We start from the raw sequence: 25,808 nt of genomic DNA, 5'->3' as shown, positions 1-25,808 counted from the left end.
CGCCGCATCGGTCGCGCGCCCGGTGGCGGCCGAGAGTCCCGTTCAAGCGGCTGCAGACCCCGCCCGGTGCGCACCGCTTTCATGCGCGCCACGATGTCGCGCGCGATGACAACGACTGTCGAAAACCATCCGGCCATGACGCATGGGCGCGATCGGCGCAATCGCGTTCGCTATTGCAGGAAAACGGGTGGCGTCCGGCCGCTCAGTGCCGTTCGCCGCGCCAGCGCCCCGGCGCGACGCCGAAGCGTTTCGTGAACGCGTGCGTGAAGGTGCTCTGGTCGGCGAAGCCGACCATGCCGGCGATGTCGACGAGCGGATGGCGGCCGTCGGCGAGCAGCACGACGGCGGCGTCGAGCCGCAGCCGCTGCAGGTAGCGATGCGGGGTTTCGCCGAACGCGTCGACGAACAGCTGGTGAAACCGGCGCATCCCGTAGCCGCAGTGCGCGGCGAGATCGGCGATGCGCAGCGGCTCCGCGAGCCGCGCGCGCAGCCAGCGGTCGATGCGCGCGAAATCGAGGCCCGCCGCGGGCGCGGCGAGGCTGGCGTCGCCGAGCAGCGCGTCGCACAGACGCGCGGCGGCCTGCCACTGGAAGCGATGCGCGTGCCGCGTGTCGCCGGCCGGGCCGTCGAGCTGCGCGGCCGCTGTCGCGACCTGCGCGACGAGCGACGTCAGCGCCGGGTCGATCGACACGGCACGCGCGCTGTCGAACAGCCGCTGCGGCACCGCGAGCGACGCGGCGGGCAGGTCGAGCACGAGCTGGCGATTGTCGCCGAGGCCCGCGTAATCGTGGCGCGAGCCGGCCGGAATCAGCCAGGCCGCGTGCCGGTCGATGCGCTGGCCGACGCCGTCCACCGCCATCACCATCGCGCCGTCGACGCCGAGCACGACCTGGTGAAAGTCGTGCACGTCGGACGCTTCGCACGTGTCGTAACGGCGCAGCGCGATGGCGGGAGACGCGATGCGTTCCATCGTAAGGACGTCGGCCGGCGGCGTCGTCAGACGGCGAGCAGTTCGACTTCGAACACGAGCGTCGCGTTCGGCGGGATCACGCCGCCTGCACCGCGCGGGCCATAGCCGAGTTGCGGCGGGATCGTCAGGCGACGCACGCCGCCGACCTTCATGCCCTGCACGCCTTCGTCCCAGCCCTTGATGACCATGCCGCCGCCGAGCACGAACGCGAACGGGTCGTTGCGGTCCTTGCTCGAGTCGAATTTCTGACCGTCGGTCAGCCAGCCCGTGTAGTGGACGCTGACGGTCTGGCCGGCTTGCGCTTCCGCGCCGGTGCCTTCGGTCAGCTCTTCGATCTTGAGGCCCGATGCGGTCGTGGTGACAGACATGACTTCTCCTGAAAGGGGTTGGGTAAAACCGCTATTGTAGGCGAGCGCGCAGGGGGCCGCCGCAGGCGGCGAGGGCACGGCCGCGCGCCTGTCGCGCGCCGGTCGCGGCGGTGCTGACGCATCTCGCGCGATACGCGAATGGAACGCATGTTTGAATCGTTCGCGGACCGGCTCGAAGGGGTTGCGCCGCGCGAACGCCACGCGCGTATGAAGCGGCGCTATCCGGCCGCTCGGCGTCGCATCGAAAAACCGTCGCGCGACGCCGCAAACGCCCGTCGCACGGGGCTTGCGCGCCGATTGCGATTCGCGCGCGCGTCGCCCACCTGCGCGGTTGCGCACGGATGCGCGCGTTCGAATCGCGACCCACCCGAACGCCACCCGAACGCCGCTTTTGTCGCGTTGCCGACCGTGCCCTGTTTGGAAGCGCGCATCTACCGCGCGGCTTGCGCACGGCGTTCGCCGGCGCCTATCTTTACAGCTATCGATGTCAAGATCCGTGCGATGCGCGATGCGCTGCCCGGGCCGCGCCGGTACGGTCGCAATGGCCGCAACGGCCGGCCGGGCCGCCCGGAAACAAGGAGAACGACGAACATGAAGTCAGCCGCTTCCGCCACCGCGGCCGAAGTGATGCCGGTGCGCCGCGACCTGCGCTTCGACCTGCCGGTCGAACGCGCGAAGGACTGGCACGGGCTCGGCCCGCACGTGACGCACTTCTTCAACGCGCTGTCGCTGCTGTTTCCCGCCGGCGAACGATTCTTCATGGATTCCGTGCGCCACTATCGCGACCGGATCGACGATCCGGTGCTGAAGCGGCAGGTGCTCGGCTTCATCGGGCAGGAGGCGATGCATACGCGCGAGCACGTCGAATACAACGAGCTGATGCAGGCGAACCGCCTGCCCGCGCGCAAGCTCGACAAGCGCATCTGGACCGTGCTCGGTTACATGAAGCGCAAGCTGCCGCATTCGGTGCAGCTCGCGCATACGGTCGCCGCCGAGCACTACACGGCCATGCTCGCCGACTGGCTGCTGCGCGATCCGACGCGCCTCGAAGGCTCGGTCGACGGCTACCGTCAGATGTGGGTGTGGCACGCGCTCGAGGAAACCGAACACAAGGCCGTGTCGTTCGACGTCTGGAACGTCGCGATGAAGCCGGGCCTGCGCCGTTATCTGATCCGCATCGGCGTCTATCTGCTGACGACGCTGACGTTCTGGCCGACTGTGTTCCTGCTGCACGCGACGCTGTTGTCGCGCGATCGCGACATCGAGCATCGCGTGCGCGGCATGCTGCGCATGCTCGCGTTCCTGTACGGGCCGCGTCGTGGGCTGTTTCCGCGGATCGCGGGCGAGTGGCTGAGCTTTTTCCGGCCCGGCTTCCACCCGTGGGACCGTGACAACCGCCATCACCTCGCGCGGGTCGACGCGCTCGTCGCCGCGTACGGCGAACACGACGGCGCGTCGGCCGGCCGTGGTCGCGCCAACGCGCTCGCGCCGCTCGCATCGGGACGCTGACCCGCTCGCCGCGCTGCGCTGCGCGTGTTGCATTCCTGCATCATCCCCGTTTTATCCGACGATTGACCGGCATCAAGCGGAAACGGTTGCGGGTACCGGGCCGGTGCGGCCGACCGGGCGTGCCGGCCCGTGACGCCGGTCCGATCCCGTGTGCCCGGCCTCGCGTGCCGTCCCCGCGCGCCAGCACCGGCGCGGCGTCGGGTGTTCGCGATTGGTCCGGCCTCGCTTCGCGCCCGCCGCGCCACCGGGATAACACCCATCTAGCCGCGCGTCGGCGGCGTCGATATACCGTTCATGAAAGGGTTCGCCCGGCACGCGATTATTCCCCGGGGGGATTTTATTCGGACGAAAATGCGGCCAATATGTCGGTTCGATCGACGTCCGTCGGACGCGGCGGCGAGCCAGCGCACGATACCAACGCCAAGCGGGGAACAACGATGGTTGCAAGGTCACCCGACGCAAGCGGGACGGCGGCGTCCGAGACGCCGCTCGTATCCGTCACCGCTCCCGAGGCCGGACGCAAGCTGTTCGTGATCATGCGTTCGCCGGACGAGCCGTTGCTGGCGCAACTGCGCGGGCTCGGCTGGGATATCTCGGTCGCGAAGACGGCCGGCGCAGCGCAGAACATGACGTCCGGCGTGAACGTCGCCGCCGGGCTCATCGATTTCTCGGGCTTCACGTCGCGCGACTATCCCGCGCTGAAGGCGTGCCTGAGCCAGCCGGCGATCGGCTGGATTTCCATCGCGCAGGCCGGCATCACGATCGGCGCTGCCGTGCGCGAACTGATCCGCAGCTATTGTTTCGATTACGTGACGCTGCCGCTGCCGTACGAATGGATTTCGCACGTGCTCGGCCACGCGCGCGGGATGGCCGCGCTCGATCGCGTCGACGGCGCCGCATACGCGGCATCGATCGGCGAGCACGGGATGATCGGCAACTGCGAAGCGATGCAGCAGCTGTTCAGCACGATCCGCAAGGTCGCGAAAACCGACGCGAGCGTGTTCATCTCCGGGGAGTCGGGCACCGGCAAGGAGCTGACGGCGCTCGCGATCCACGAGCGCTCGGCACGCGGCAAGGGGCCGTTCGTCGCGATCAACTGCGGCGCGATCCCGCATCACCTGCTGCAGTCGGAACTGTTCGGCTACGAGCGCGGCGCGTTCACCGGCGCGAACCAGCGGCGCGCGGGCCGGATCGAATCGGCGAACGGCGGCACGCTGTTTCTCGATGAAATCGGCGACATGCCGGTCGAAAGCCAGGCGAGCCTGCTGCGTTTCCTGCAGGAAGGGAAGATCGAGCGGCTCGGCGGCCAGGAATCGATTCCGGTCGACGTGCGGATCATCTCGGCGACGCACGTGGACCTCGACGGCGCGGTCGAAGCCGGCCGCTTCCGCGCGGACCTCTATCACCGGCTCTGCGTGCTGCGCATTCACGAGCCGCCGCTGCGCGCGCGGGGCAAGGACATCGACATCCTCGCGCATTACGTGCTGCAGAAATTCAAGGGCGACAGCGGCCGCAAGATCAGCGGCTTCACGTCGGCCGCGCTCGACGCGATGCGCCGCTACGAGTGGCCCGGCAACGTGCGCGAGCTGATCAACCGGGTGCGCCGCGCGATCGTGATGGCCGAGAGCCGGCTGCTGACGCCGCACGATCTCGGGCTCGAGGTTCCGGGTGAAACGGAGCCCGTGACCCTCGAACAGGCGCGTTCGCTCGCCGAGCGCGTCGCGATCGAGAACGCGCTGCTGCGCAACGATCACCGGATCAACAAGGCCGCCGCCGAACTCGGCATCTCGCGCGTGACGCTGTACCGGATGATGATCGAGCACGGACTCAACGACCACGACAACACCGGCGACAACGGCGGGAAGGACGGCTCGCCGCCCGACGACGCCGACCACCAGCGAGTCGGCTGAAGGCGGCCCGGAAGCGTCCGCGGCCGGTCCGTGCGCGGGCGTCCGGCGGCATGTAAAGGGCGTGAAACGTTTCCTGCCGACGGCTGTGCAAAAAGCCCCGGCAAACGCGGGCGGCGACGCGCGGCCCGCGCCGGGAAAATTTTCCGGCTCGTCCGCGCGCCTTGTCCGGCAAGGCGTTGCCGCCACGCGACCGAGGCCGCTCGCGCCCGGCATGTTTCAGTTTCGCAACGTCCGGCATGTCCCGCCCGTCCGGGCCGCACACTGGTCCGATGAAAGGCTTGTGCCGCCGGCCCCGAACGAAGCTGGCGTGCTCCTTGCACAGGTTGGGGTGCGAGAGTCGACGACGCGACGTCCGGCCGGTTCGGCAGCGAACCATTCGAGAACCGGCTAGGACGCAGTCCGCGGGGATGACGGCCGGACGGGCAGCATGGCCCCGCTCCGGGCGGCATGGGCCGTCGTCGTCGGATCGTCGGAGCACCGGCGGTGTCCGGTTGCCGGCACAAGCAACGACTCGAATACGGGGTAGAAAAATGAACGATCTCAACACGCCGCGGCCGGCAGGTCGCGATCGCAGTGATTCGACCCATCGCCGGTCGACCGCGCACCTTGCTGCCGGCCGGCACGCGTCGACAGGCCACCTCTCCGCGCCCGGTGCGAGGCGGATCCGGCTGATACCCGGTCATCCGCGCCGGGCCGGTGCTTTCCCGCTCGCCAATCCGGTCCGCATGGGGATGTGCACGCGGGCGCCGATACCCCGGCGCCCGGTCTTCGCTTATTGACGACGTCGAGCGCCTGCGGTCGCCAGCGCAGGCGATCCGTTTGCCATGCGAATGACGTGCGGCATCCGGTTGCGCGATACGGACGATGAAACCGGTGCGACGGCAGACGTCAGGGAGGCGTCGCCGTCCGGCGAGCAGGGGAGGGGCGGTCGGGCCGCGCGCGACGGGCATCGCACCCGTGCGCGCGGCGCCGCTTCAGCCGCCGTAGATGTCGAAGTCGAAGTACTTCGACGCGAGCCGCTTGTAGGTGCCGTCCTTGACCATGTCGAGGATCGCGCGATCGATCTTCGCCTTCAGGTCGGCGTCTTCCTTGCGCAGCCCGATACCGGCGCCGATGCCGAGCACCTTCTCGTCGACGAGTTCGGGCCCGACGAACTGGTAGCCGGCACCGCGCGGCGACTTCAGGAACCCGATCGCGGCCTGCACCTCATCCTGCAGCGCGGCGTCGAGGCGGCCCGACGTCAGGTCCGCATACACGCCGTCCTGGTTCTGGTACGACACGACGTTCGCACCCTGCTTCGCCCAGTACGCCTTCGCATACGCTTCCTGCGTCGTGCCCTGTTCGACGCCGATCGACTTGCCCTTCAGCGATTCGGCCGTCGGCAGCAGCGGCGAGCCCTTCTTCACGACGAGCCGCGTCGGCTGGTTGTAGATCTTCGTCGTGAAGCCGATCTGTTCCGCACGCTGCGGCGTGATCGACATCGACGACAGCACCGCGTCGAACTTCTTCGCCTTCAGCGCCGGGATCATCCCGTCGAAATCGTTCTCGAGCCACACGCACTTCGCTTTCAGCCGTGCGCAGATCTCGTTGCCGAGGTCGATGTCGAAGCCGACGAGCTTGCCGTCGGGCGCCTTCGATTCGAACGGCGCGTAGCTGGCGTCGGTGCCGAAGCGCAGCGTGGTCCAGTCCTTCGCGACGGCGGGGCCTGCCGATACCGCGAGCAGGGCGATCGAAACGGCGGCAATCAGTCTCTTCATGGTGGTTCCTTGGCGTGGTCTATCCGGTTCTGGGCGACACGGTTGCTGCGGGGACGCACCGCGTCCCGGTGCGCTGTCCGCACGGACATTAACGCAGAAAATAAAATCGCAGTCCAGAATGGACAAAAAATATCGATCCTTCGGAAGGACTGCCGGCACGCCGGGGGACGACCCTTGCAAAAATACGAAAATGGACTAATCTTGTTAGTAAATTCGTTTCGAGACTAACGATCATGTCACAGCCCGCCTTCGATCCGCATTCCGCCCCGCGGCAGGCTTCGGTCGCGCAGATGTCGGCGGCCGGCTTGCGCGCGTTCTTCAACATCGCGCGCGACTGGGAACTGACGATCGACGAACAGATCGTCCTGCTCGGCTCGCCCGGCCGCTCGACGTTCTTCAAGTGGAAGGCCTCGCCCGAATCGGCGCGCCTGCCGCGCGATACGCTCGAGCGGCTATCGCTGCTGCTCGGCATCTACAAGGCGCTGCAGATCCTGCTGCCGCAGCCGGCCGCGGCCGACACCTGGGTCAAGCGGCCGAACGACGCCGCGCCGTTCGGCGGCAAGCGCGCGCTCGACCGGATGCTCGCCGGCAACGTCGGCGACCTGGTCGCCGTCCGGCAATATCTCGACGCGATGCGGGGTGGCTGGGCGTGACGATGCCGATCGAAGCAGTACAGCACTGGCCCATGACCGTCGTCGACTGGGCACCTGCCTATCGCGTGATTCCCACTCGTTTTCCAGCCATCAACCTGTTCGACCGCGTCGCGTCCGCCGAGGATTTCGATGCGCTCTATGCGCTCGAATCGCTGACCAACGATCGCATCCGCAACGAAGTCGGCACGCTCGAACTCGTGCCGCCGGCGGAGCGTCGCTACGGCCCGGGCTGGGGGCCGATCATGGCCGCGTTCACGCATCTGAATCCGCAGGGCAGCCGCTTTTCGGACGGCAGCTACGGCGTGTTCTACTGCGGGCGGTCGCGCGATACGGCGATCGCCGAAACGCGCTATCACAGCGGGCTGTTCCTGGCCGCGACGAAGGAGGCGCCGATGCGTCAGCAGATGCGGCTCTACACGGTGTATGCGCAGGGCGACGTCGCCGACGTGCGCACGTGGCCGCAGCGCAGCCCGGCGCTGCTCGATCCGCTCGATTACGGCGCGGGGCAGGCACTCGGCCGCGCGGTGCGCGACGCGGGCGGCGCGGGGATCGTCTATCCGTCGGTGCGCGACCCGCGCGGCGAGTGCCTCGCGGCGTTTCGCACGACGCTGCTGCGCGATTGTCATCACGCTGCGTATCTCGAATACAACTGGAACGGATCCGCGATCGACGCGGTGTTCGAGCTGAACCAGGTGGGTTAGCGCAGTGCTCGCGCACGCAAACGCGCGCGCGTGAGCGTGAGTCCGCCGAGGGTTGCCGGCCCGCGGCCTGCGCAGGCCCGTTATCGGCGTGAACGTGGGCCTAAGGCAGCGGCAGGTCGCCCGCATGACGCGCGCGCGCGTCGGCCTGCGTCAGCGACCACGTGTCGCCCGTGCGCGGCTCGACGATCGTCAGGCGTCCCGACGGTGCGAACGCGCCGGTGTCGATGAACCATTGCGCGCCGATACGCTGCGGCGCATGCACCGGCGTGTGGCCGGTGCAGGTCAGCGACAGGCCGGCCTGCCGGGCCGGGTCGACGAGCCCCTGGACCAGGTCGCGCCCCCAGATCAGCCGCTCGCGCACGTCGGGCGAATAGCTGCCCGCGTCGAGTTCGGCGTCCGGACCGAGGAATTCCGCATGCAGCACGTTGAAGCGCGCGGGGCCGTCGCCGATCACGCGTACGAGCGGCAGCGCGTCGACGCGCGCCGCGTGCGCGTGCAGCCGTTCCGGCGGGAGGTCGGCGCCCCAGTCGCCGCCGATCCCGCGCCACGCATCGTGCGACAGCTTGCCGCGCGCGACGAGGCTCAGCACTTCTTCGTGATTGCCGCGCACCACGTGGCACCACGGGCGGTCGAGCAGCTCGAGCGCGGTTTCGGACGCGGGGCCGCGGTCGACGAGATCGCCGACCGAGAACAGCCGGTCGCGAGCCGGATCGAAGCCGATGTCGTGCAGCAGCGCGCGCAGCACATCCACGCAGCCGTGCAGATCGCCGACGACGAAGTCGCGGCCGGCCGCGTTCGCGGGATGGTGGCAGAGGACGGGAGTCATCCCGATATCTTAGGCGCTCACGCCAGTCGCAACGTCATGCAGGAATGGCGATAATCGGGGCGGTACCCGCCGGCGCTGCCCGGCGGGCCGTTCGCACGCGGGCCGAACCCTTTCCATCCGCTTTCGGAATCACACGATGACGCTTTATCCGCAGGTATTACGCAACCGGCCGCGCATGGTCGCCGCCTTCGCCGCGGGCGTGCTGTGCGCGTTGCTGCTGCCGTTGCAGTTGAGACCGACCGCGCGTGCGCTGATCGGCTGGGATTGCACGGTCTGGCTGTATCTCGTGCTGATGTGGGGGCGCATGGTCACCGCACATCACCACCAGGTGCGCGAGATCGCGATCCGCGAGGACGAGAACGCGACGACCGTGCTGACGGTCATCTGCATCGCGACGGTCGCGAGCGTCGCCGCGATCGCGATCGAGCTCGCCACCGCGAAGAACGTCGGCTTTCGTGCCGGGCTCGGCCACTATGCGGTCACGGGCGCGACGCTGTTCGGCGCATGGTTCCTGATCCCGACGATCTTCACGCTGCACTATGCGCGGCTCTATTACGGCTCGCCGAGCAGCGATCGCGCGCTGCGGTTTCCCGACCGCAACCCCGAGCCCGACTACTGGGATTTCCTGTATTTCGCCTTTACGCTCGCGGTCGCGTCGCAGACGGCCGACGTGTCGCTCGCGAATCGCTCCGCGCGCCGCGCGGTGCTCGCGCAGTCGATCCTGTCGTTCTACTTCAACATGGCCGTGCTCGGGCTGTCGATCAACGTCGCGGCAGGGTTGCTGAGCTGACGCGGATGACTCGAGCCGTTCGTACCGATCGCCGCGCTCAAGCGCGGCGGTCGGCGGGCCGCGCGCGGCTCGCTATCGAGACAGCGAGCGATCGGCGGATGCGTGCCGCCGTCGCCACGCGCCATCGCGGCTTCGAGCGGAAAGCTTGTCCGGATAGTGGCCGCGCTGACGCTGCGGCTCGCCGCCTGGCCCCGACTCGCGCCGACTCGCGCAGACTTACGCCGACTCACGCAGACTTACGCCGACTTACGCCGTCACGCGCCGCGCCGTACCGCGATCCACGCGCCCCAGAACAGGCTCGAGAAAAAGCGCAGCGGCGCATCGAAGCCCGCATCGTGCAGCAACGCGAAGACGGCTTCCTCGGCAGCGGGCGGATCGGCGCCCTGCAGGATTTTCGCCAGCTGCGCACGCACGGCGTCGGGCGTCGCGCCCTTCATCCGCCAGCGCTGCTGCCAAGCGTCGAGCAGGCGAGGGTGCTCCGCATAGCGGCGATAGTTGCCCGCGATCACGAGCGGTGCGCCGGGCTTCAGGCGGCGCGCGATCGCATCCAGCAGCGCGGCCTTCGCCGCATCGCCGGGGACGTGATGCAGCACGCCGATCAGCGTCGCGCCATCGAACGCCGGCGCATCGGGCAGTGCGTCGACGCCGGCCTCGACGAATTGCGTGCGGGCGGCGAACCCCGCCGCTTCGACGTTGGCACGCGCGAGCGCGAGCATCGGCGCGGACGGATCGACGGCCGTGAACTGCCAGCCCGGTTCGAGCGCCGCGGGCACGCAGATTTCCTGCCCCGTGCCGCCTGCGCCCACGACGAGGAGCCGCGCATCGCGTACACCGATCGCCGACGCGAGCATGCACGCGGCGAGTTCGTGGCACGCGTCGTAGCCGGCGAGCGCGATGCGGGATTGTTCGGCGTATTCGTGCGCGCGTGCCGGATCGAACTTCGCGGCGCTGGCGGGGAGCGACATGGAGATTCCTCGAATTCGGGCGCGGGCGGGGTGCTCACGCGCATCGCACCGAGCGTAAGCGCGGGGCTGCGGCGCAACAAGGCGAGCAGCCATTCCGGTATGCGAACTACCCGATTCTGCGCGCATCGCGACGCAATGGATGCCGGGGTCGATTCGCATTTAAAAATGTGAGGATTCGATGCGTCGCGATCGTGAAAGCGGCGCATACTTTTCTTCCCCCCTGCCTGGCCGTCGCATGCCGGGCCCGATGCGCCGCGCGAATCGCGCGGCCATGCCGCTCGGCACGCACGAGGAGCGCATCATGTCAGATTGTCCGCACGATCCGTATGCGCAGCACTTCATACACTGCCTGCCGTCCGGCGCGCAGCCCTGCGGTGCGCTCGGCACGTCGCCGCGCACGCATTTCCGCGTGTGGGCGCCGGGCAGCACGCATGTTCAGCTCGAACTCGATACCGGCTCCGGCCCGACGCTCGTCCCAATGATGGCGGCCGGTCCGCACTGGTTCGAAGTGTTCGTCGAATGCGGTGCGGGCGCGCGTTACCGTTACCGGCTCGACGATGTCGTGTCGATTCCCGATCCCGCGTCGCGTTCGCAACCGGACGGGCTCACCGGCCCGAGCGAGGTCGTCGATCCGCGCGCGTTCACATGGCGCAACACGTTCTGGCGCGGCCGCCCGTGGGAAGACATCGCGCTGTACGCGATTCGTCCGCACGCGGTGGGCGGCTTCGACGGCGTGCGCCGCCGGTTGCCGCAGCTCGCGCGCCTCGGCGTGACCGCGCTGGAGTTGCTCGCGTCGCCGCACGACAGCCTGCCGTTCGCGCCGCTCGCGTCCGAGGGCGGCCCCGACGCGCTGAAGGCATTGATCGACGCCGCGCACGGCTACGGTCTCGCGGTGCTGCTGGAACTCGATTACGCGCGCTTCGGCAGCGGCACCGACGCGCTGCGCCATTACGCGGTGCCGTTCTTCCATACGCGCGACGATCCGCTGCAGGCGGCGCCGCTTGCGCTCGACCATCCGGAAGTCTGCGACTTCTTCTGCGACAACGCGCTGTACTGGATCGACGAATACCGTTGCGACGGCCTGCGGCTGCGCGAGGCCGACCGGATCGGCACGTCGTGGCTGCGCGAGATCGCCGACCGCGTGCGCGCGGCCGTGCCGGCCGACCGGATGATCCACCTCGTGCTCGGCAGCGAGCGTCATCCGGTGCACCTGGCCGATACGCATTTCGATGCGCAGTGGAACGGTTGCGGAGAACGCGCATTGCACCGGCTGACGGGGCGCGACACGTCGGCGCACGAAGGGATTTCGCCCCACCAGTCGATCCACACGCTCGCGCGCGCGCTGACCGCGGCAGGCGCGGCGTTCCAGCCGGCCACGGCGGGCGACGGCCCGTGCGCCGAAGGGCTGGCGCTCACGTCGCTGGTGCTGTCCGACGGCGCGTGGCGCGAGAGCGAACAACGCGACAGCGAACAGCGCGACAGCGAGCAGGCGGCGGGCCTCGCGGCGCTTGCGTTGTCGCTGCTCACGCCGCAGATCCCGCTGATCTTCGACGAAACCGCGCGCGATGTCGATCGTGCGCATTTCGTGCAGTCGGCGCTCGCGGTGCGCGCGAAGCTGATCGCGCCGCGGCTGTCCGATTGCCGGCCGCAGGACGCGCATGCGCTGAAGGCGAGCGGTGACGGCGATGCCGACGCGCTGCTCGCGTCATGGCGGCTCGCCGACGACGAGACGCTGACCATCGCGTTGAACCTGTCGCCCGACGCGGTGCCTTTCGATGCGCCGGGGGGGCAGGTCGTGTTCGAGACGCCGGCACGCGCACGCGACCGGGTCGACGAAGGGGAGTTGCCGCCGTATTCGCTCGTCGCGTGGCTGACGGGCGACGTCAACCAGTACGCGCTGACGCACGACGTGCGTCGGATCGACGACCGCGCATGGCGCGCGATGCGTCCTGTTCCGCACGCGTGATGCCCGGAGGGTCGGGCGCTGGCGCGCCCGGCCGCCCTTACCAGAAACCGCGAATGCCCGCGACGCCGTACGCGCCGTGGCGGCGCGCGTCGTCGAGATGCGCGCGCGTCATGCCGCCGAGCGCATAGACCGGCATCGCGGCCTGCGCGGCCAACGCAGCGAACTGCGTCCAGCCGAGCGTCGGCGCGCCGGGATGGCTGAGCGTCGGCAGCACGGGCGACAGCGTGACGAAATCCACGCCCGCGCGCGCGGCCAGCACGAGATCGTCGGCCGAATGGCAGGCGGCCGACATGCGGCGAGCGGCCGGCAGCGGCCGTTGCGCGACGGCGCGCAGCGCGGCGCCGTCGAGATGCCAGCCCGCGCCGTCGAGCCGCATCACGCCGGCCGCGTCGATCGGCCCGTTGAGCATCAGTTGCGCGCCGGCCGCGTCGCAGCGCGCGAGCGCATCGGCGGCCAGCCGCGCGAACGCGGCCGCGTCGAACGACTTCACGCGCAGCTGCACGAGCGTCTCGCCGCGCGCGAGCACGGCCGACAGCGTGTCGAGGAATGCGTGGCAATCGGCGGCCGACGCGGATGCCGGCTCCGGCGTGATCACGCAGCAGCGCGGCAGCGTCGGCGTCATCGCGCGCGGCCCGCGGCGGCCGTCATTCGTCGGCCTCCTTCGCGATCTTCGGATAGACGCGCACCAGCACGATGCGCGGACCGTTCATCTTCTTCACGACGACGTCGAAGCGATCGAACGACACGCGCTGCCCTTCGGTCGGCAGATCGCTGAGCGCCTGGATCACCAGGCCGCCGACCGATTCCGCACGCCCTTCGTCGATGTCGATGCCGAGCGCCTGCTCGAGCGACACGACGGGCAGGCTGCCTTTGCCCATCAGCGTGCCGTCGTCGAGGCGGCTCCAGTCCGCGTCGCCCTGGCGGAACTCGTCGTGGATCTGGCCGACCAGCGCACCGAGCAGGTTGTCGAGCGTCAGGAAGCCGATCGGCTTCTCGCCCTTGTTGCCGACCAGCGCGAAGTGCGGCGCGCCCTTGCGGAAGCGGCGGAACAGTTCCAGCGCCGGCGTGTCGGGCTTCACGTACTGCACCGGGCGCACGTAGTCGGACAGGTCTTCGAGCGCCGCCCCGGCGTGACGCGCGAGCAGCAGGTCCTTCAGGTGGATCAGCCCGCTCACCTGCTCGCGCGACGCATCCTCGAACAGCGGATAGCGGCTGAAGCGGTGTCGCGCGACGATTTCCATGTTGTCGGGCAGCGGCAGGTCGCGGCGCAGGCCGATCATTTCATGCGCTGGCCGCATCAGGTCCGACACCGTCATCGACGAGAAATCGAGCGAGTGCGCGAGCGTGTTCCACTCGTCGTTGGTGTACGTGCCGCGCGCCGGCTGGGCCGCGTTGCCCGCGCTGCGGCGGCTGCGCAGGATCAGCTTCAGCTCGTCGGTCGAGTAGTGCGCATCGCCGCCGTGGTCGGCCGACAGGCCCGCGAGCTTCAGCACCGCGTTCGCGCTGGTGTTGAGCACCCAGATCGCCGGATACATCGCCCAGTAGAACGCGTAGAGCGGCAGCGCGACCCACAGGCCGACCTTCTCCGACTGGCGGATCGCCATCGATTTCGGTGCGAGCTCGCCGACCACGATGTGCAGGAACGAGATCAGCGAGAACGCGAACACGAGCGAAATCAGGTGCACGATGCGCTCGGACTGCACGCCGATCAGGTCGAGCAGCGGCCCGATCAGTTCCGCGAACGCCGGCTCGCCGACCCAGCCGAGGCCGAGCGACGCGAGCGTGATGCCGAGCTGGCAGGCGGACAGATACGCGTCGAGCCGGCCGTGCACGATCGCGAGGATGCGCCCGCGCAGGCCGTGCTTGCGGGCAAGTGTCTTGACGCGCGTCGCGCGCAGTTTGACGAGGCCGAATTCGGCTGCGACGAAAAACCCGTTGAGGGCCACCAGGAACAACGCGCCGATGAGCGCGAAGATCTGTAACAAAGAATCGCTCCAGTCATGACAGGCCCAACAGTATAGGGCCGGAAAGGGAAATGTAATGTGTCGGGCGGCCGATGGCTTACACCGGCGCCTCGCAGGGGACGGTGAGCGACAGGGTGACGGCGGCGCCGTCGGCGAACGGAGCGTGGGTGAAGGAGCCGCCGTGCGCGAGCGCGACACGCTGGCACAGCGCGAGCGCCGCTGCGACGCGCTTCGCGTCGCGCGGGTGCAGCATCTCGCGGCGCGCGAACGGTTCGAATGCATGCGGCAGCGCCGGATCGGCGAGGGCGGCGGCGTTCACGTCGCAGGCGACGTGCGCGACGTACTGCGCGCCGTCACGCGCGCACGTGAACGTCACGCGGCTGCCGGCGGCGCTGGCTTCGACGGCCGTCGTCAGCATCGTCCAGAGCGCCTGCGCGATGCGCTCGCGGTCGGCGGTCAGCGACGGCTCGCCGTCGGGCAGCGTCGCGTCGACGCTCACCTGTCGTGCGTCGGCGAGTGCGCAGCGCACCAGTGCGAGCGTGTCGTCGAGCAGCGGGCGCAGCGCGAACGGCTGTGCGGCGATCGCCAGGGTGCGCGTGGCCGCGCGCGGTGCGTCGAGCACGTCGTCGATCAGCGCGACCTGCTGGTCGATCCCCGCGCGGATGCCCGCGAGCGCGCGTTGCAGGTTCGGGTCGGCGCTGGCGAGTTGGCGCTCGAGCACGTACGCCCAGCTGTGCATCGCGTTCAGCGGGCTGCGCAGGTCGTGCGAAGCGATGGACAGCGCCTGGTCGCGCTGGAACAGCGCGGCCTCGGCGGCATAGTGCGCTGCGCGTTCGCGCAGCAGGTCGGCGGCGGGATCGACGGGATTGGACGTCACGGGGCTGGCCTGTCGGAAGCGGTTGGCATGAAAAGCACGCGAACCGCCATTATAGGGATCGTGCGTGTCACGCCGGCAGCGCGTCCTCGTCCTTTTTCCGTGCGTCGCCGTTCGGCAGCAACTGGCAGGCGAGCAGGCCGGCGAGCATCAGCGCGCAGCCGACCAGCGCGCGCAGCGTCAGCGTCTCGCCGAGCGCGGCCCAGCCGGCGATGGCCGCGAACACTCCCTCCATGCTGAAGATCACGGCCGCGTGCGCCGGCGCCGCATCGCGCTGCGCGACGACCTGCAGCGTATAGCCGATGCCGACCGACAGCAGCCCGCCGTACAGCAGCGTCGGCAGCGCGCGCTTCAGCATCGCGAGGTTGACCGGCTCGATCGCGAGGCCGGCCGCGAGGCACAGCACGCCGCACGCGACGAATTGCAGGAACGCGAGCACGAGCGGATCGTGCCGCTTCGCGAAATGGCCGACGGTCATCACGTGCGCGGCGATGACCACGGCGCCCGCGAGCTGGAACCAGTCGCCGTAGAGCACCGAGAAATGCTCGTCGATGCTGAGGAAGTACAGGCCGATCGCCGCGAGCAGCGCGCCGAACCACGTGCCGGCGCCGATCCGGTGGCGGACGAACACGCCCATCAGCGGCACGATCACGACGTACAGCGAGCTGATGAAGCCTGCGTTCGCGACCCGCGTGTACTGCAGGCCGACCTGCTGCAGCGAGATCGATACGGCGAGCAGCACGCCGAGCGCGAGGCCCGGCGAGAGCAGGGCCGGCTCGCGGCGAATCGCCGCGAACTGCGCGCGCGAGCCCGCGTTGACCATCAGCAGCGGGAGCAGCACCAGCGCGCCGAGCAGGAAGCGCAGCCCCGTGAACAGGAACGGCCCGATCACGTCGAGGCTCAGTCGTTGCGCGACGAACGCCGAGCCCCAGATCGCGGCGGCGGCGAGCATCAGCAGGTTGGCACGGAGGTGCTTGCGGGCGTCGGGTTTCATCGGAATTCGTCAGGGGATTGCGGGCAGCGGAACCGCGTAGTTTACGCCGAGATTGCAAGGCTGTCGGAAAACCTGCGAAGTGCGGCCGCCGCGCGGGCGTCGCGCACGCGTGAATACAGCACGACCTGCGAATGCGGCAGCGGCGGCAGGCCGAATTTCGTGCCAACGTCGACCAGCGTGCGCGGCGCGACCCGCCGGGCCAGCGGGCAGACCGCGAGCCCGGCCGCGGCGGCGGCCGTGACCGCCGCGACGCCGCCGCCCGTAAAGCGCTCGCGCCACGGCCGCCCCGCATGCTCGAGCGCACGCAGCGCGGCGGCCCGCACGCCGCACGGCCCGGCCAGCACCGCGAGCGGCAGCGGCTCGCCCGCGCGCGGCGCCCAGTCGGGCGCAGCGAGCCATGCGAGCGGTTCGGTGAACAGCAGCGTGCCGTCGTCGCGCGGCGGATCCTCGCCCGGTTCGTGTCGCACGATCGCCGCGTCGAGCCGCCGTTCGTCGTATTGCGCGAGCAGGCTCGCCGACATGCCCAGGTGCATCTCCAGCGACAGCCCGGGATCCTGCCGGTGCAGGCTCGTCAGTACGGCCGGCAGGTCGGGCACCGCGACGTGCTCGCTGACACCGAGCGACAGGCGGTGCGTGCCGGCCGAAATCGCGCCGAGCGCCTGGTCGTGCGCGTCGAGCAGCGCGCGGGCGGCCGGCAGGAAGTTCTCGCCGTCCGCCGCCAGCTTGACGACGCGCGGCGTGCGTGCGAGCAGCGGCTTGCCGAGGTGCGCTTCGAGCCGCTTCAGCTTCAGGCTGACGGCCGATTGCGTGGTGCCGAGCGCGTCGGCGGCGCGCGTGAAACTCGCGAGATCGGCGACCAGCACGAATGCGCGCACAGCATCGAGGTCGAGGACTTTCATTGCAAATGTAAATGAATGAAATATCGGATGATGACTGTTCATTATAGTTCTGCGCGCCTAACCTGACCTTGCGTTTCCGATTCTCAACGTCACCGAAAGGAGCAGCACCATGCCATTCACCCGTATCGCAGTGCGCGAAGGCAAACCGGCCGCCTACCGTGCGGCGCTCGTCGACGGCGTGCACCGCGCGCTGATGCACACGTTCAACGTGCCCGAAGACGACATCTTCATGGTCGTGACCGAGCATTCGGCCGAGAACTTCTTCTTCGGCCGCCACTACCTCGACATCGAACGCAGCGACGATCTGGTGATGGTCCAGATCACGGCGAACAACACGCGTACGCTCGAGCAGAAACAGGCGCTGTACCGGACCATCGCCGAGAATCTCGCGCGGCAGCCCGGCGTGCGGCCGCAGGACGTCTTCATCAGTCTCGTCGAAGTGCTGAAGGAGGACTGGTCGTTCGGCAACGGCATCGCGCAATACGCCGTCTGATACGTCGTTTGATGCGTGACAGGGGCGACAGGGCCAGATCGTCGCCAGCGCATGTTGGCCGCGTGTACTATGGAAGCTGCTTCACGGACGACGCCGGCACGGAGGACGTGCCGGCGATTCTTCATGTGCAGGAGCCTCCATGTCGCGTGTGCTGGAAATCGTGTTGTGCCTGTCGCTGGAAGGTTGGCCGGTCAGGGCGGGAAGCCGGGCCCGTGGTGAGCAGCGCGACTTCGGCGCCGAACTCGTCCGTGCGTGGCGGATCTGTCCGCAGGTGCGGATGCGGCGCGGCCAGGAACGCGTGACGATCGAGCCATGCCAGGTCGAGGAAGCCGAGCCGAGCCCCGGCGAGTGCTGGTGGACGTGGATCGAGTCGAACGCGCACGGGCGGCGGGTCGTCGCGTCGCGCACGAAGGCATTCGCGCCCGGCGTCGTGGAGCGCGAACTGTTCGATGCCGAACACGCGGGCATCGCGGTGGCCACGCCCGCATCGGCGCCGATCGCCGATGCGGATGCGCCGCAGGCGACCGGCGAGGGCGACCGCGTGACGCCCGACGCCGTTGCCGAAGCGGCGCTCACCGCATCGTCCGGGCCGGCGCCGTTGCGGCTCGTCAGCGAGCGGCGGCGCGGGCGCTGGGCGGACGACAGCGGCGTGGTGGTCGAGATGACGCTCGACGACATCATTCTGCACCGTGGCACCGAACCACCGCGCCGCCAGGTCGAGCTGCGCCTCGCGGCGCCCGACTGGGAAACCGTCGCCGCGCGCACGGCCGCGCTGCGCGCGCTGTTCGCCGCCGCGCGCGAGCTCAGCGGCGCATGGCCCGCGTTCGTGCAGCTCACCAGCGTGATCGATCGCGCGTGCGCGGGCGAGCCCGCCGTCGCCCGGCCGGTCAAGGCGCAACTCGTCGACCTGACCGGCATCCGCACGCAGCGGGCCGCGCTGTTCGCGCTGTCCGGCGACATTGCCGCGCAATGGCTCGGCAACGAGGGCGGTGTGCTCGATCGCGACGATCCCGAGTTCGTGCACCAGATGCGCGTCGCGCTGCGCCGGCTGCGCACGCTGATGCGCTTCTTTCCACGCTTCGCGGACGAGCAATGGAAGGACACGTTCGGCGCCGACTTGCGCTGGGTCGCGTCGCTGCTCGGCACGGTGCGCGACTGGGACGTGTTCTCGACCGAAAGCCTGCCCGCGCTGATCGCGGCCGACGGCGGCAGCGCCGACTGGGACGGCACGCTCGACGCCGCACGCGTCCAGGCGACGGCGGCACGCGTCGAATTGCGCCAGGCGTTGCATTCGGCGCGCTATGCACGCCTGACGCTCGGCTGGCTCGAATGGCTGAGCACGCTCGCGCTGCCGCCGGCCGCCGGCGACGACGACACGCCGTCGCTGCGGCGCCACGCGACCAAGCGCGTGCGGCGGCTGTTCGGTCACCTGTATGCATCGCCGTCGCTCACGTCGCTCGACACGGCCGCGCGGCACCAGGTGCGGATCGACGCGAAGCGGCTGCGCTACGCGCTCGAGTTCTTCGCGTCGCTGGCCTCGCGCCGCACGCGCAACGAAACGGTCAAGACGCTCGCGCGCGTGCAGAGCGTGCTCGGCGAGGCGAACGACACGATCGTCGCGCTGCATCATCTCGAGCAACTGGCGGCGCCCGCGTACCAGCTCGGTTTCGTGCGCGGCTACGGTGCGGCGCTCGAGCAACGCGCCGCGCGCGACGCCGAGGCGCTGCTCGCGAGCCTGCGCCCGCCGAAGCTCGACGGCAAGCCGCGTTGAGCGGCGCGCGCTCACTATAATGGCCACCCGTTTTCCTCCGACAGACCGATGAGCGACGCATCGCCTCCTTCCTCTTCCGCCGGGCCGCTCGAACTGGGCGGCGAACTGTGGCTGCGCGCGGGCGAGCAGACGCTCGGCGGCGCCACCCGCATCGCGCTGCTCGCGGCGATCGGCGACACCGGGTCGATCACGCGCGCGGCAAAGGCCGTCGGGCTCAGCTACAAGGCCGCGTGGGAGGCGATCGATACGATGAACAACCTGGCCGGCGAGCCGCTCGTGACGCGCTCGACGGGCGGCAAGGGCGGCGGCGGCACGACGCTGACGCCGCGCGCGACGTCGCTGATCGCCGCGTTCCGCACGATCGAGCGCGAGCATCGCCGCTTCATCGACGCCGCGAGCGCGGCGGTGTCCGGCTTCGACGTCGACTGGGCGCTGATCGGCCGGATCGGGATGAAGACGAGCGCGCGCAACCAGTGGTTCGGCAAGGTCGAGTCGATCGTGCGCGGCACGGTGAACGACGAGGTGACGCTCGTGCTGCCGGGCGGGCAGGCGATCGTCGCGGTGCTGACGCACGAAAGCGCCGACGCGCTCGGCCTGCAGCCGGGCGCGGATGCGTGCGCGCTCGTGAAGGCGTCGTGGGTCGTGCTGGCGGTCGACGACGACGGCGGAGCCGACGCGACCTTGAAGGTGTCCGCACGCAACCAGTTGCACGGGACGGTCGAAACGGTCACGGCGGGCGCGGTGAACAGCGAGGTGACGCTGGCGCTCGACGGTGGCGGGACGCTCACGGCCGTGGTCACGAACGACAGTGTCGGCGCGTTGCAACTCGACGCCGGCCGGCGGGCGATCGCGCTGTTCAAGGCATCGAGCGTGATTCTCGCGGTGACGGGCTGATCGCACGACGGCGGCGCGCGCCGTCCCTGTCGATGACCGTGGGCGGACGCGGCGAAACCGGCGCCGCCCGACATGCACGAGGCGCCGGCTTCGATCCCGTTTTCAGCTCGTTCCAGCTTCTGCCGCCCGTGCGGCTTCTCTCAGGCTCAAACGTGGCCGCGTGGGCCACCGCCTTCGCGCGATCACGTGACGCGCGTCGGCCACTCGGCGTGCGGCGTTGCGGCCTGCACGCGTCCTTCGCTCAATTGCACGACCTGGTCGCCGAACGCGGCGACGTCGTCGGGGTCGTGCGAGATGAGCACCATCGGAATATCGAGCCGCGCCTGCAGTTCGGCGAGCTCGTGGCGCATGCGCTGGCGCAGCGCGCCGTCGAGCGCCGCGAACGGCTCGTCGAGCAGCAGGATGTGCGGCTGCGCGACCAGCGCGCGGGCAAGCGCGACGCGCTGTTTCTGCCCGCCCGACAACTGCGACGGGAATTGCCCGGCGAGCGTGTCGAGCTCGAACGCCTGCAGCCAGTACGCGACTTCGGGCGGCACCGCCTTCGCACGCGGGTTGCGCAGGCCCGGCGTGAGCCCGAACGCGATGTTCTGGCGCACGTTCAGGTGCGGAAACAGCGCATAGTCCTGGAACAGATACGCGACGCGGCGTGCACGGGTCGGCACGTCGATGCCGCGCGCGGAATCGAACAGCGTTTCGCCGTTCAGCGTGATCGTGCCTTCGTCGGGTGACAGCAAGCCGGCGATCGCCTGCAGCGTCATGCTCTTGCCGGCGCCGGACGGCCCGAACAGCACGACGCGCTGCGTGCCGGCCGTAAACGACACATCGAGCGTGAAGCGGCGCTCGGCGTTCGCGTAGGTCTTGCGGATATCGACGGCGACGCTCATGCGGGCCTCCGTCGTGCCGCGCCGTGCGTGCGCGAAACCGCCCGCCCGACGGGACGGCGTGTTGCCGCGACCGGTGCGGCGCAGCGGTGCGGATGCGGCCGGCGCGTCATGTCGGCTGGCTCCGTCCGGCACGCGACGGCACGAGCCAGCCGGTCGCGAGCAGCACGAGCACGCAGGTGATCGACGTCACCAGCACGAGGAAGTTGGCCGTGCTGTCGTCGCCGGCCTGCACCGCCGCATAGATCGCGACCGACAGCGTCTGCGTGCGACCGGGCAGGTTGCCCGCGATCATCAGCGTCGCGCCGAATTCGCCGAGCGCGCGCGCGAAGGCAAGCAGCGCGCCGGCCAGGATGCCGCGCGTGGCGAGCGGCAGCGTCACGCGGAAGAACACCGCGGCTTCGCCGAGCCCGAGCGTGCGTGCCGCGCGCTCGAGATGCGGATCGACGCTTTCGAACGCGGTGCGCGCCGATTTCAGGATCAGCGGAAACGCGACGACCATCGACGCGATCACCGCGCCCTGCCACGTGAAGACGAGTTCGATGCCGAGCGTGTCGAGCCACGCGCCGAACACGCCGTGCCGGCCGAGCAGCACGAGCAGGTAATAGCCGAGCACCGTCGGCGGCAACACGAGCGGCAGCGTCAGCAGCGAATCGACCACGTCGCGCAGCGGCGAGCGCCAGCGCGCGAGCACGAAGGCGGCGGCGACGCCGAGCACGATGTCGAGCGCGGTCGCCCAGCCGGCGACCTTCAGCGACAACAGCAGCGGTACCCAGGCGTCCTGCATCATGCTGCGCTCACTTGCCCGCGGGCTTGAAACCGAAGGTCGCCAGCACGGCCTGGCCCTGCGGCGACGCGACGAAGTCGATGAACGACTGCGCCTGCGCGGCATGGCGGCTGTCCTTGACCACCGCGATCGGATAGGTGATGGCCGTCTGCGTCGGCACGGTCAGCGCGACCTTCACGCGGCCCGGCATGATCGCCGCGTCGGTGCCGAACACGAAGCCCGCGTCGACTTCGCCGCGCGCGACGTAATCGAGGCTCTGGCGCACGTTGGCGGCCAGTACGCCCTTCGCGCTGACGGCGTCCCACACGCCTGCCGCGCGCAGCGCGCCTTCGGTGTAGCGGCCGACCGGCACCGACGCCGGGTCGCCGTACGCGATGCGCTTCACGCCGGGCGCTGCCAGGTCGTTCAGCGACGTCGGCGCGGCCGCACGGCTGTCCGCCGGCACGATCAGCACGAGCGAGTTCGCCGCGAAATCGCGGCGCGTGCCCGGCACGATGACCTTTTCGCTGACCGCGCGATCCATCGCCTTCTGGTCCGCCGAGGCGAACACGTCGGCCGGTGCGCCCTTGGCGATCTGCTGCATCAACACGTCCGACGCGCCGAAGTTGAACAGCACCTTGGTGTCCCGATGTTGCTTCTGGAACGCATCGCCGACGGCCTTGAACGCGTTCGTCAGGCTCGCGGCCGCCGACACGACCAGCTCGTCGGCAGCGCAAGCCGGCGCGCTGAAAGCGATGCCCGCGGCAAGCGCGGCGAGCGGCAGCAGGCGGAGCAGGGTGCGGCGAAGCGGGCGGACGGTCGAGCGCATGGTCGGGGCGTTTGAATGGTTGGAAACCGTAATCGTAATATAGGGCGGGTTATAACGCTCGACATACCGTTCATGCAATGGCGCGCATGAGGATCTTCAGACTTGAACGGCGACCGGATGACGTGCGTGCGGCCCGTCACGCGTGCAGCAGCGGCTGCGACGAATCGGTGCGCTGCAGCGACGACGGCTGCGATGCCGGCCGGTAGTTCGGATTCGCTTTCCAGCGGGCGCGGACGAACGTCCGCTCGTGCCCCGACAGCTCAAGCGCGACCTTGGTGACCCAGCGGTGCGACGGCACCGTGATGCCGTGCAGTGCGACGGTGACGAGCGCGAGGCTCGCGACGACCGCCGCCACCGACCAGCGGTGCGGTACCGCGTGCCACGAGCCGGCGATGAACGCCAGCGCGGTGATCGCGCCGACGATGCAGCCGGTGATCGATTCGGACGGCGAATGCGCGTCGAGCGCGACGCGCGACACGCCGACCGCGATGCCGGCCGCGAGCCCGAGCGCGATGCCGGCGATCCGCACCGGCGTGCGCGTGCGGATCAGCGCGAGGAAGATCGCGACGGGATAGACCGACGTCGACAGCATCGCGTGGCCGCTGAATCCCGTGAAATCCCACGCGCGGATGCCGATTCCCCAGCCGAGGAAGGCGATCTTCGTGAGCGCGACGACCCCGATCGCGGCCGCGAGCACGCCGAGCCACGCGGCCGCGCGCTGCCACGAGTAGCCGAGCGCGAGCCATACGGCGATCGTGATCGCGAGCGGCAAGGTCAGGCCGGCGCCACCGAACGCGGTGATCGTGATCCACAGGTGAGAGGGCAGGTCGAACATCGGGAGGGGAACGAGCAGGGGCGGGACGAATGCTTAAATCAACGCGCGAGCCGGGAAGAACGACTACAACGGATACAAGCGGCCAAACCCCAGTATAGCGCCGCGTGTGTTCGAGGCCCGTTTTTTGCGCCGAGGGGAACTCTCCGCGCGCAGGAAAAATCCCAGAAACAATGTTATGGTGCATTGCACAAAGTCGAATGATGCACCCCGTGTCGTATCCCTATTTTTCCTGACTGCGAGCCCGATTGATGACCAAAAGTCTGACGAAGGTATGGCTAGGCGGCATGAAACGAATGCTGTCTCCGGCCGCCAAACGCGCGGCGCGCGAGGCCCAGCGGATCGCGCGCGATACGCTCGAGGCCGCCGCATCGCCCGCCGCAACCGATCTGTCCCCGCCACGTGAGTCGCGCGTGCGGCCGCGCGCGGCCGCCTGGGCGGCTGGCGAGTGGACGCGCGGCGAGCATCCGATGGCGCCCGCGCTCGGCCGCCTGGTCCAGCAGCTCGCCTATGGCCTGTACGTCCCGCCTGGCCGCCGGCGCGGCGCGATACCGCTGGTCGTGATGCTGCACGGCTGCCAGCAATCGGTCGACGAGTTCGCGCAGGGCACCCGGATGAACCTGCTGGCCGACAAGTACGGTTTCGCGGTGCTGTATCCGGAGCAGTCGCTGCGTGCGCATGCGCACGGCTGCTGGCACTGGTATGAAGACACCGACCGCGCGGGCCGCGGCGAGGCGGATGCGGTCGCGTCGCTCGTCGATGCGCTCGTCGACGAGCACGGCTTCGATGCATCGCGCGTCTACGTCGCCGGGCTGTCTGCCGGTGCGGGCCTGGCGGCGCTGCTCGCGCTGCATCACCCGGACCGCTTCGCGGCGGTCGCGCTGCATTCGGGCCCCGCGCTCGGCGAGGCGAATTCCGGGATCAGCGCGATGGACGTGATGCGGCGCGGCTTGCGGCAGAACCCGGCTGCGGTGGTCGACACGCTGGTCGACACCGGGGCCTATCCGGGCATGCCCGTGCTGATCGTGCAGGGCGACGGCGACCATGTCGTCGCGCCGAAGAATGCGGACCAGCTGACGGTGCAGTTCATGCGCCTGAACGGGCTCGCGGACAGCCGCGGCGCACTGCGCGGCGGCGAGCGGGTGGAGACGCGCGAGGCGGGCGCGCAGATCACCGACGTGCGTCGCGACGGCGAGTCGATCGTGCGGCTCTGTCACGTGAAAGGGCTCGATCATGCATGGTCGGGCGGCGACGAGGCGGTGCCGTTCCACGCGGCGGTAGGCCCCGATGCGAGCGCAATGATCTGGACCTTTTTCGAAGAGAATCGCCGCACTGTGGCGACCTGACGACGCACCTTCCGATCGACGCTGGCCAAATGCTAGGGTTTTCCCTATAATTCGGGAAAACCCTAGTCAAAGAACCTTTGGATTGCGAGATCGACCATGTACCTGCTGAGCCACCTCTTCCTGATGCTGACCAAGAACGCTGAAAAGGCCGCGAAAGAGCGCGCCGACGCGTACCTTTCCGAAGCAACCGACATCTACGATCTCGAATTCCGCATGCGCAAGATCGATCGCGAAGCGGCGATGAACCGTCCGTTCTCGTTCGGCTCGCGTTAAGCAGCGCAGCGCGGGCCGGCATGTCAGCCGGTCCGGCGAATCACGCAAAAGGGCGTGTGCGGCAAGCAGCCGCACACGCCCTTTTTGCATTCGACGTCGTGCGTCGCGTCAGACGACCGTCAGGCGCACCGGCACGTTGTTGCGGGTCGCGTTCGAGTACGGGCACACGTGGTGCGCCTTGTCGACCAGCGCCTGCGCATCGGCCTTGTCGAGCCCCGGCAGCGACACGCGCAGTTCGATGTCGAGCCCGAAGCCGCCTGCGTCGTTCGGGCCGATGCCCACTTCCGCGGTCACTTGCGTGTCGGCCGGCAGCGTCTGCTTGTTCTGGCCCGCGACGAATTTCATCGCGCTGAGGAAACAGGCCGAGTAACCTGCGGCAAACAGCTGTTCCGGGTTCGTGCCCTCCGCGCCGGTGCCGCCGAGTTCGCGCGGCGCGGCCAGCTTTACTTCCAGCCGGTTGTCGGCGGATACCGCGCGGCCGTCGCGGCCGCCCGTGCTCGTGGCGCTGGTCTTGTACAGAATGTTCATGGTGCAGCTCCTGTCGGAAGAATGGGAGAAGCGGTCCGGTCGGACGGGT

The 25,808-nt window shown here is 69.4% G+C and carries 26 protein-coding genes; 11 read left to right on the top strand and 15 right to left on the bottom strand.

Annotated features, from left to right (window positions below; all coding sequences use genetic code 11):
* Positions 1-202 precede the first annotated feature (202 nt).
* The gene (locus DID99_RS22940) at positions 203-970 is read right to left on the bottom strand and encodes an AraC family transcriptional regulator (protein ID WP_124646468.1); all 768 of its coding nucleotides are present in this window, start codon (positions 968-970) and stop codon (positions 203-205) included.
* 26 nt (positions 971-996) lie between these two features.
* Positions 997-1,338 (bottom strand): FKBP-type peptidyl-prolyl cis-trans isomerase, encoded by a 342-nt coding sequence (locus DID99_RS22935; RefSeq protein ID WP_044846591.1) that lies wholly within the window; start codon positions 1,336-1,338, stop codon positions 997-999.
* 591 nt (positions 1,339-1,929) lie between these two features.
* On the opposite strand from DID99_RS22935, the gene DID99_RS22930 reads away from it, so the two are divergent.
* Complete coding sequence (locus tag DID99_RS22930; RefSeq protein ID WP_124522642.1) at positions 1,930-2,847, top strand: metal-dependent hydrolase; 918 nt, start codon at positions 1,930-1,932, stop codon at positions 2,845-2,847.
* A 437-nt stretch (positions 2,848-3,284) separates the two neighbouring features.
* On the top strand, positions 3,285-4,757 hold the full coding sequence (locus tag DID99_RS38510; RefSeq protein WP_124486452.1) for a sigma-54 dependent transcriptional regulator: 1,473 nt from the start codon (positions 3,285-3,287) through the stop codon (positions 4,755-4,757).
* Positions 4,758-5,731: 974 nt separating this feature from the next.
* Here the strand turns inward: DID99_RS38510 and DID99_RS22910 are convergent.
* Positions 5,732-6,514: an ABC transporter substrate-binding protein gene (locus tag DID99_RS22910; protein WP_044846588.1), complete on the bottom strand. Its 783-nt coding sequence runs from the start codon at positions 6,512-6,514 to the stop codon at positions 5,732-5,734.
* Positions 6,515-6,747: 233 nt separating this feature from the next.
* On the opposite strand from DID99_RS22910, the gene DID99_RS22905 reads away from it, so the two are divergent.
* On the top strand, positions 6,748-7,167 hold the full coding sequence (locus tag DID99_RS22905; RefSeq protein ID WP_044846587.1) for an MbcA/ParS/Xre antitoxin family protein: 420 nt from the start codon (positions 6,748-6,750) through the stop codon (positions 7,165-7,167).
* Between the two features lie 2 nt (positions 7,168-7,169).
* A complete protein-coding gene (locus DID99_RS22900; RefSeq protein ID WP_124646469.1) occupies positions 7,170-7,868 on the top strand; it encodes an RES family NAD+ phosphorylase in 699 nt (232 codons plus the stop codon).
* Between the two features lie 100 nt (positions 7,869-7,968).
* On the opposite strand, the gene DID99_RS22895 is transcribed toward DID99_RS22900, so the two are convergent.
* On the bottom strand, positions 7,969-8,694 hold the full coding sequence (locus DID99_RS22895) for a metallophosphoesterase (RefSeq protein WP_124667578.1): 726 nt from the start codon (positions 8,692-8,694) through the stop codon (positions 7,969-7,971).
* A gap of 136 nt (positions 8,695-8,830) precedes the next feature.
* Between DID99_RS22895 and DID99_RS22890 the strand changes: the two genes are divergently transcribed.
* Positions 8,831-9,484, top strand: coding sequence for a DUF1345 domain-containing protein (locus DID99_RS22890; RefSeq protein ID WP_124486449.1), 654 nt, complete (start codon positions 8,831-8,833; stop codon positions 9,482-9,484).
* A gap of 254 nt (positions 9,485-9,738) precedes the next feature.
* Here DID99_RS22890 and DID99_RS22885 read toward each other — a convergent pair whose 3' ends face one another.
* A complete protein-coding gene (locus DID99_RS22885; protein WP_124646470.1) occupies positions 9,739-10,449 on the bottom strand; it encodes a class I SAM-dependent methyltransferase in 711 nt (236 codons plus the stop codon).
* 301 nt (positions 10,450-10,750) lie between these two features.
* On the opposite strand from DID99_RS22885, the gene DID99_RS22880 reads away from it, so the two are divergent.
* Entirely contained in the window at positions 10,751-12,415 is a 1,665-nt protein-coding gene (locus tag DID99_RS22880) for a DUF3459 domain-containing protein (protein WP_124646471.1), read from the top strand.
* A 37-nt stretch (positions 12,416-12,452) separates the two neighbouring features.
* Here the strand turns inward: DID99_RS22880 and DID99_RS22875 are convergent, their stop codons facing one another.
* The 5 genes from DID99_RS22875 to DID99_RS22855 all read right to left on the bottom strand — a co-directional run bounded on the left by DID99_RS22875 (position 12,453) and on the right by DID99_RS22855 (position 17,146).
* A complete protein-coding gene (locus DID99_RS22875; RefSeq protein WP_124646472.1) occupies positions 12,453-13,037 on the bottom strand; it encodes a thiamine phosphate synthase in 585 nt (194 codons plus the stop codon).
* 22 nt (positions 13,038-13,059) lie between these two features.
* Entirely contained in the window at positions 13,060-14,400 is a 1,341-nt protein-coding gene (locus tag DID99_RS22870) for a hemolysin family protein (protein WP_124486445.1), read from the bottom strand.
* A 76-nt stretch (positions 14,401-14,476) separates the two neighbouring features.
* Positions 14,477-15,256: a sensor histidine kinase KdpD gene (locus DID99_RS22865; protein WP_124522648.1), complete on the bottom strand. Its 780-nt coding sequence runs from the start codon at positions 15,254-15,256 to the stop codon at positions 14,477-14,479.
* Between the two features lie 67 nt (positions 15,257-15,323).
* On the bottom strand, positions 15,324-16,247 hold the full coding sequence (locus DID99_RS22860) for a DMT family transporter (RefSeq protein WP_124646473.1): 924 nt from the start codon (positions 16,245-16,247) through the stop codon (positions 15,324-15,326).
* A gap of 41 nt (positions 16,248-16,288) precedes the next feature.
* Positions 16,289-17,146: a LysR family transcriptional regulator gene (locus DID99_RS22855; protein ID WP_124486442.1), complete on the bottom strand. Its 858-nt coding sequence runs from the start codon at positions 17,144-17,146 to the stop codon at positions 16,289-16,291.
* A 109-nt stretch (positions 17,147-17,255) separates the two neighbouring features.
* Here DID99_RS22855 and DID99_RS22850 point away from each other — a divergent pair, with 109 nt between their 5' ends.
* From DID99_RS22850 to DID99_RS22840, 3 genes are all read left to right on the top strand, one after another.
* Positions 17,256-17,639, top strand: a complete 384-nt coding sequence (locus DID99_RS22850; RefSeq protein ID WP_124486441.1) for a tautomerase family protein — start codon at positions 17,256-17,258, stop codon at positions 17,637-17,639.
* 139 nt (positions 17,640-17,778) lie between these two features.
* A complete protein-coding gene (locus DID99_RS22845) occupies positions 17,779-19,410 on the top strand; it encodes a CHAD domain-containing protein (RefSeq protein WP_124667577.1) in 1,632 nt (543 codons plus the stop codon).
* 48 nt (positions 19,411-19,458) lie between these two features.
* The gene (locus tag DID99_RS22840; RefSeq protein ID WP_124486439.1) at positions 19,459-20,304 is read left to right on the top strand and encodes a TOBE domain-containing protein; all 846 of its coding nucleotides are present in this window, start codon (positions 19,459-19,461) and stop codon (positions 20,302-20,304) included.
* A 182-nt stretch (positions 20,305-20,486) separates the two neighbouring features.
* Here the strand turns inward: DID99_RS22840 and DID99_RS22835 are convergent, their stop codons facing one another.
* The 4 genes from DID99_RS22835 to DID99_RS22820 form a co-directional block, all read right to left on the bottom strand.
* Complete coding sequence (locus DID99_RS22835) at positions 20,487-21,188, bottom strand: sulfate/molybdate ABC transporter ATP-binding protein (RefSeq protein WP_124486438.1); 702 nt, start codon at positions 21,186-21,188, stop codon at positions 20,487-20,489.
* 106 nt (positions 21,189-21,294) lie between these two features.
* Positions 21,295-21,972, bottom strand: coding sequence for a molybdate ABC transporter permease subunit (gene modB, locus DID99_RS22830; RefSeq protein ID WP_124486496.1), 678 nt, complete (start codon positions 21,970-21,972; stop codon positions 21,295-21,297).
* A 10-nt stretch (positions 21,973-21,982) separates the two neighbouring features.
* Entirely contained in the window at positions 21,983-22,780 is a 798-nt protein-coding gene (gene modA / locus DID99_RS22825) for a molybdate ABC transporter substrate-binding protein (protein ID WP_124667576.1), read from the bottom strand.
* Positions 22,781-22,916: 136 nt separating this feature from the next.
* Positions 22,917-23,615 carry a phosphatase PAP2 family protein gene (locus DID99_RS22820; protein WP_124667575.1) on the bottom strand — a complete coding sequence of 233 codons (699 nt, stop codon included), beginning with the start codon at positions 23,613-23,615 and terminating at the stop codon, positions 22,917-22,919.
* 248 nt (positions 23,616-23,863) lie between these two features.
* Between DID99_RS22820 and DID99_RS22815 the strand changes: the two genes are divergently transcribed.
* The gene (locus tag DID99_RS22815) at positions 23,864-24,958 is read left to right on the top strand and encodes a PHB depolymerase family esterase (RefSeq protein WP_124486435.1); all 1,095 of its coding nucleotides are present in this window, start codon (positions 23,864-23,866) and stop codon (positions 24,956-24,958) included.
* A 96-nt stretch (positions 24,959-25,054) separates the two neighbouring features.
* Complete coding sequence (locus tag DID99_RS22810; protein ID WP_006753395.1) at positions 25,055-25,231, top strand: DUF3563 family protein; 177 nt, start codon at positions 25,055-25,057, stop codon at positions 25,229-25,231.
* Between the two features lie 108 nt (positions 25,232-25,339).
* On the opposite strand, the gene DID99_RS22805 is transcribed toward DID99_RS22810, so the two are convergent.
* Complete coding sequence (locus tag DID99_RS22805; protein WP_040139352.1) at positions 25,340-25,759, bottom strand: organic hydroperoxide resistance protein; 420 nt, start codon at positions 25,757-25,759, stop codon at positions 25,340-25,342.
* Between the last annotated feature and the right edge of the window lie 49 nt (positions 25,760-25,808).

The organism is Burkholderia sp. Bp8986, from assembly GCF_003854225.1.
Taxonomy (GTDB): domain Bacteria; phylum Pseudomonadota; class Gammaproteobacteria; order Burkholderiales; family Burkholderiaceae; genus Burkholderia.
The sequence above is the reverse complement of the archived record's forward strand: the minus strand, read 5'-3'. Positions and strand labels throughout refer to the sequence as shown.

Bases quoted from the DNA above. Each gene is read 5' to 3' on its own strand.
- DID99_RS22805 (WP_040139352.1), bottom strand. From the start codon at position 25,759: ATGAACATTCTGTACAAGACCAGCGCCACGAGCACGGGCGGCCGCGAC.
- DID99_RS22845 (WP_124667577.1), top strand. From the start codon at position 17,779: ATGTCGCGTGTGCTGGAAATCGTGTTGTGCCTGTCGCTGGAAGGTTGG.
- DID99_RS22895 (WP_124667578.1), bottom strand. From the start codon at position 8,694: ATGACTCCCGTCCTCTGCCACCATCCCGCGAACGCGGCCGGCCGCGAC.
- DID99_RS22890 (WP_124486449.1), top strand. From the start codon at position 8,831: ATGACGCTTTATCCGCAGGTATTACGCAACCGGCCGCGCATGGTCGCC.
- DID99_RS22875 (WP_124646472.1), bottom strand. From the start codon at position 13,037: ATGACGCCGACGCTGCCGCGCTGCTGCGTGATCACGCCGGAGCCGGCA.
- DID99_RS22820 (WP_124667575.1), bottom strand. From the start codon at position 23,615: ATGTTCGACCTGCCCTCTCACCTGTGGATCACGATCACCGCGTTCGGT.
- DID99_RS22855 (WP_124486442.1), bottom strand. From the start codon at position 17,146: ATGAAAGTCCTCGACCTCGATGCTGTGCGCGCATTCGTGCTGGTCGCC.
- DID99_RS22850 (WP_124486441.1), top strand. From the start codon at position 17,256: ATGCCATTCACCCGTATCGCAGTGCGCGAAGGCAAACCGGCCGCCTAC.
- DID99_RS22835 (WP_124486438.1), bottom strand. From the start codon at position 21,188: ATGAGCGTCGCCGTCGATATCCGCAAGACCTACGCGAACGCCGAGCGC.
- DID99_RS38510 (WP_124486452.1), top strand. From the start codon at position 3,285: ATGGTTGCAAGGTCACCCGACGCAAGCGGGACGGCGGCGTCCGAGACG.
- DID99_RS22840 (WP_124486439.1), top strand. From the start codon at position 19,459: ATGAGCGACGCATCGCCTCCTTCCTCTTCCGCCGGGCCGCTCGAACTG.
- modB (WP_124486496.1), bottom strand. From the start codon at position 21,972: ATGCAGGACGCCTGGGTACCGCTGCTGTTGTCGCTGAAGGTCGCCGGC.
- DID99_RS22910 (WP_044846588.1), bottom strand. From the start codon at position 6,514: ATGAAGAGACTGATTGCCGCCGTTTCGATCGCCCTGCTCGCGGTATCG.
- DID99_RS22885 (WP_124646470.1), bottom strand. From the start codon at position 10,449: ATGTCGCTCCCCGCCAGCGCCGCGAAGTTCGATCCGGCACGCGCGCAC.
- DID99_RS22905 (WP_044846587.1), top strand. From the start codon at position 6,748: ATGTCACAGCCCGCCTTCGATCCGCATTCCGCCCCGCGGCAGGCTTCG.
- DID99_RS22935 (WP_044846591.1), bottom strand. From the start codon at position 1,338: ATGTCTGTCACCACGACCGCATCGGGCCTCAAGATCGAAGAGCTGACC.
- DID99_RS22940 (WP_124646468.1), bottom strand. From the start codon at position 970: ATGGAACGCATCGCGTCTCCCGCCATCGCGCTGCGCCGTTACGACACG.
- DID99_RS22930 (WP_124522642.1), top strand. From the start codon at position 1,930: ATGAAGTCAGCCGCTTCCGCCACCGCGGCCGAAGTGATGCCGGTGCGC.
- modA (WP_124667576.1), bottom strand. From the start codon at position 22,780: ATGCGCTCGACCGTCCGCCCGCTTCGCCGCACCCTGCTCCGCCTGCTG.
- DID99_RS22900 (WP_124646469.1), top strand. From the start codon at position 7,170: ATGCCGATCGAAGCAGTACAGCACTGGCCCATGACCGTCGTCGACTGG.
- DID99_RS22815 (WP_124486435.1), top strand. From the start codon at position 23,864: ATGACCAAAAGTCTGACGAAGGTATGGCTAGGCGGCATGAAACGAATG.
- DID99_RS22880 (WP_124646471.1), top strand. From the start codon at position 10,751: ATGTCAGATTGTCCGCACGATCCGTATGCGCAGCACTTCATACACTGC.
- DID99_RS22860 (WP_124646473.1), bottom strand. From the start codon at position 16,247: ATGAAACCCGACGCCCGCAAGCACCTCCGTGCCAACCTGCTGATGCTC.
- DID99_RS22810 (WP_006753395.1), top strand. From the start codon at position 25,055: ATGTACCTGCTGAGCCACCTCTTCCTGATGCTGACCAAGAACGCTGAA.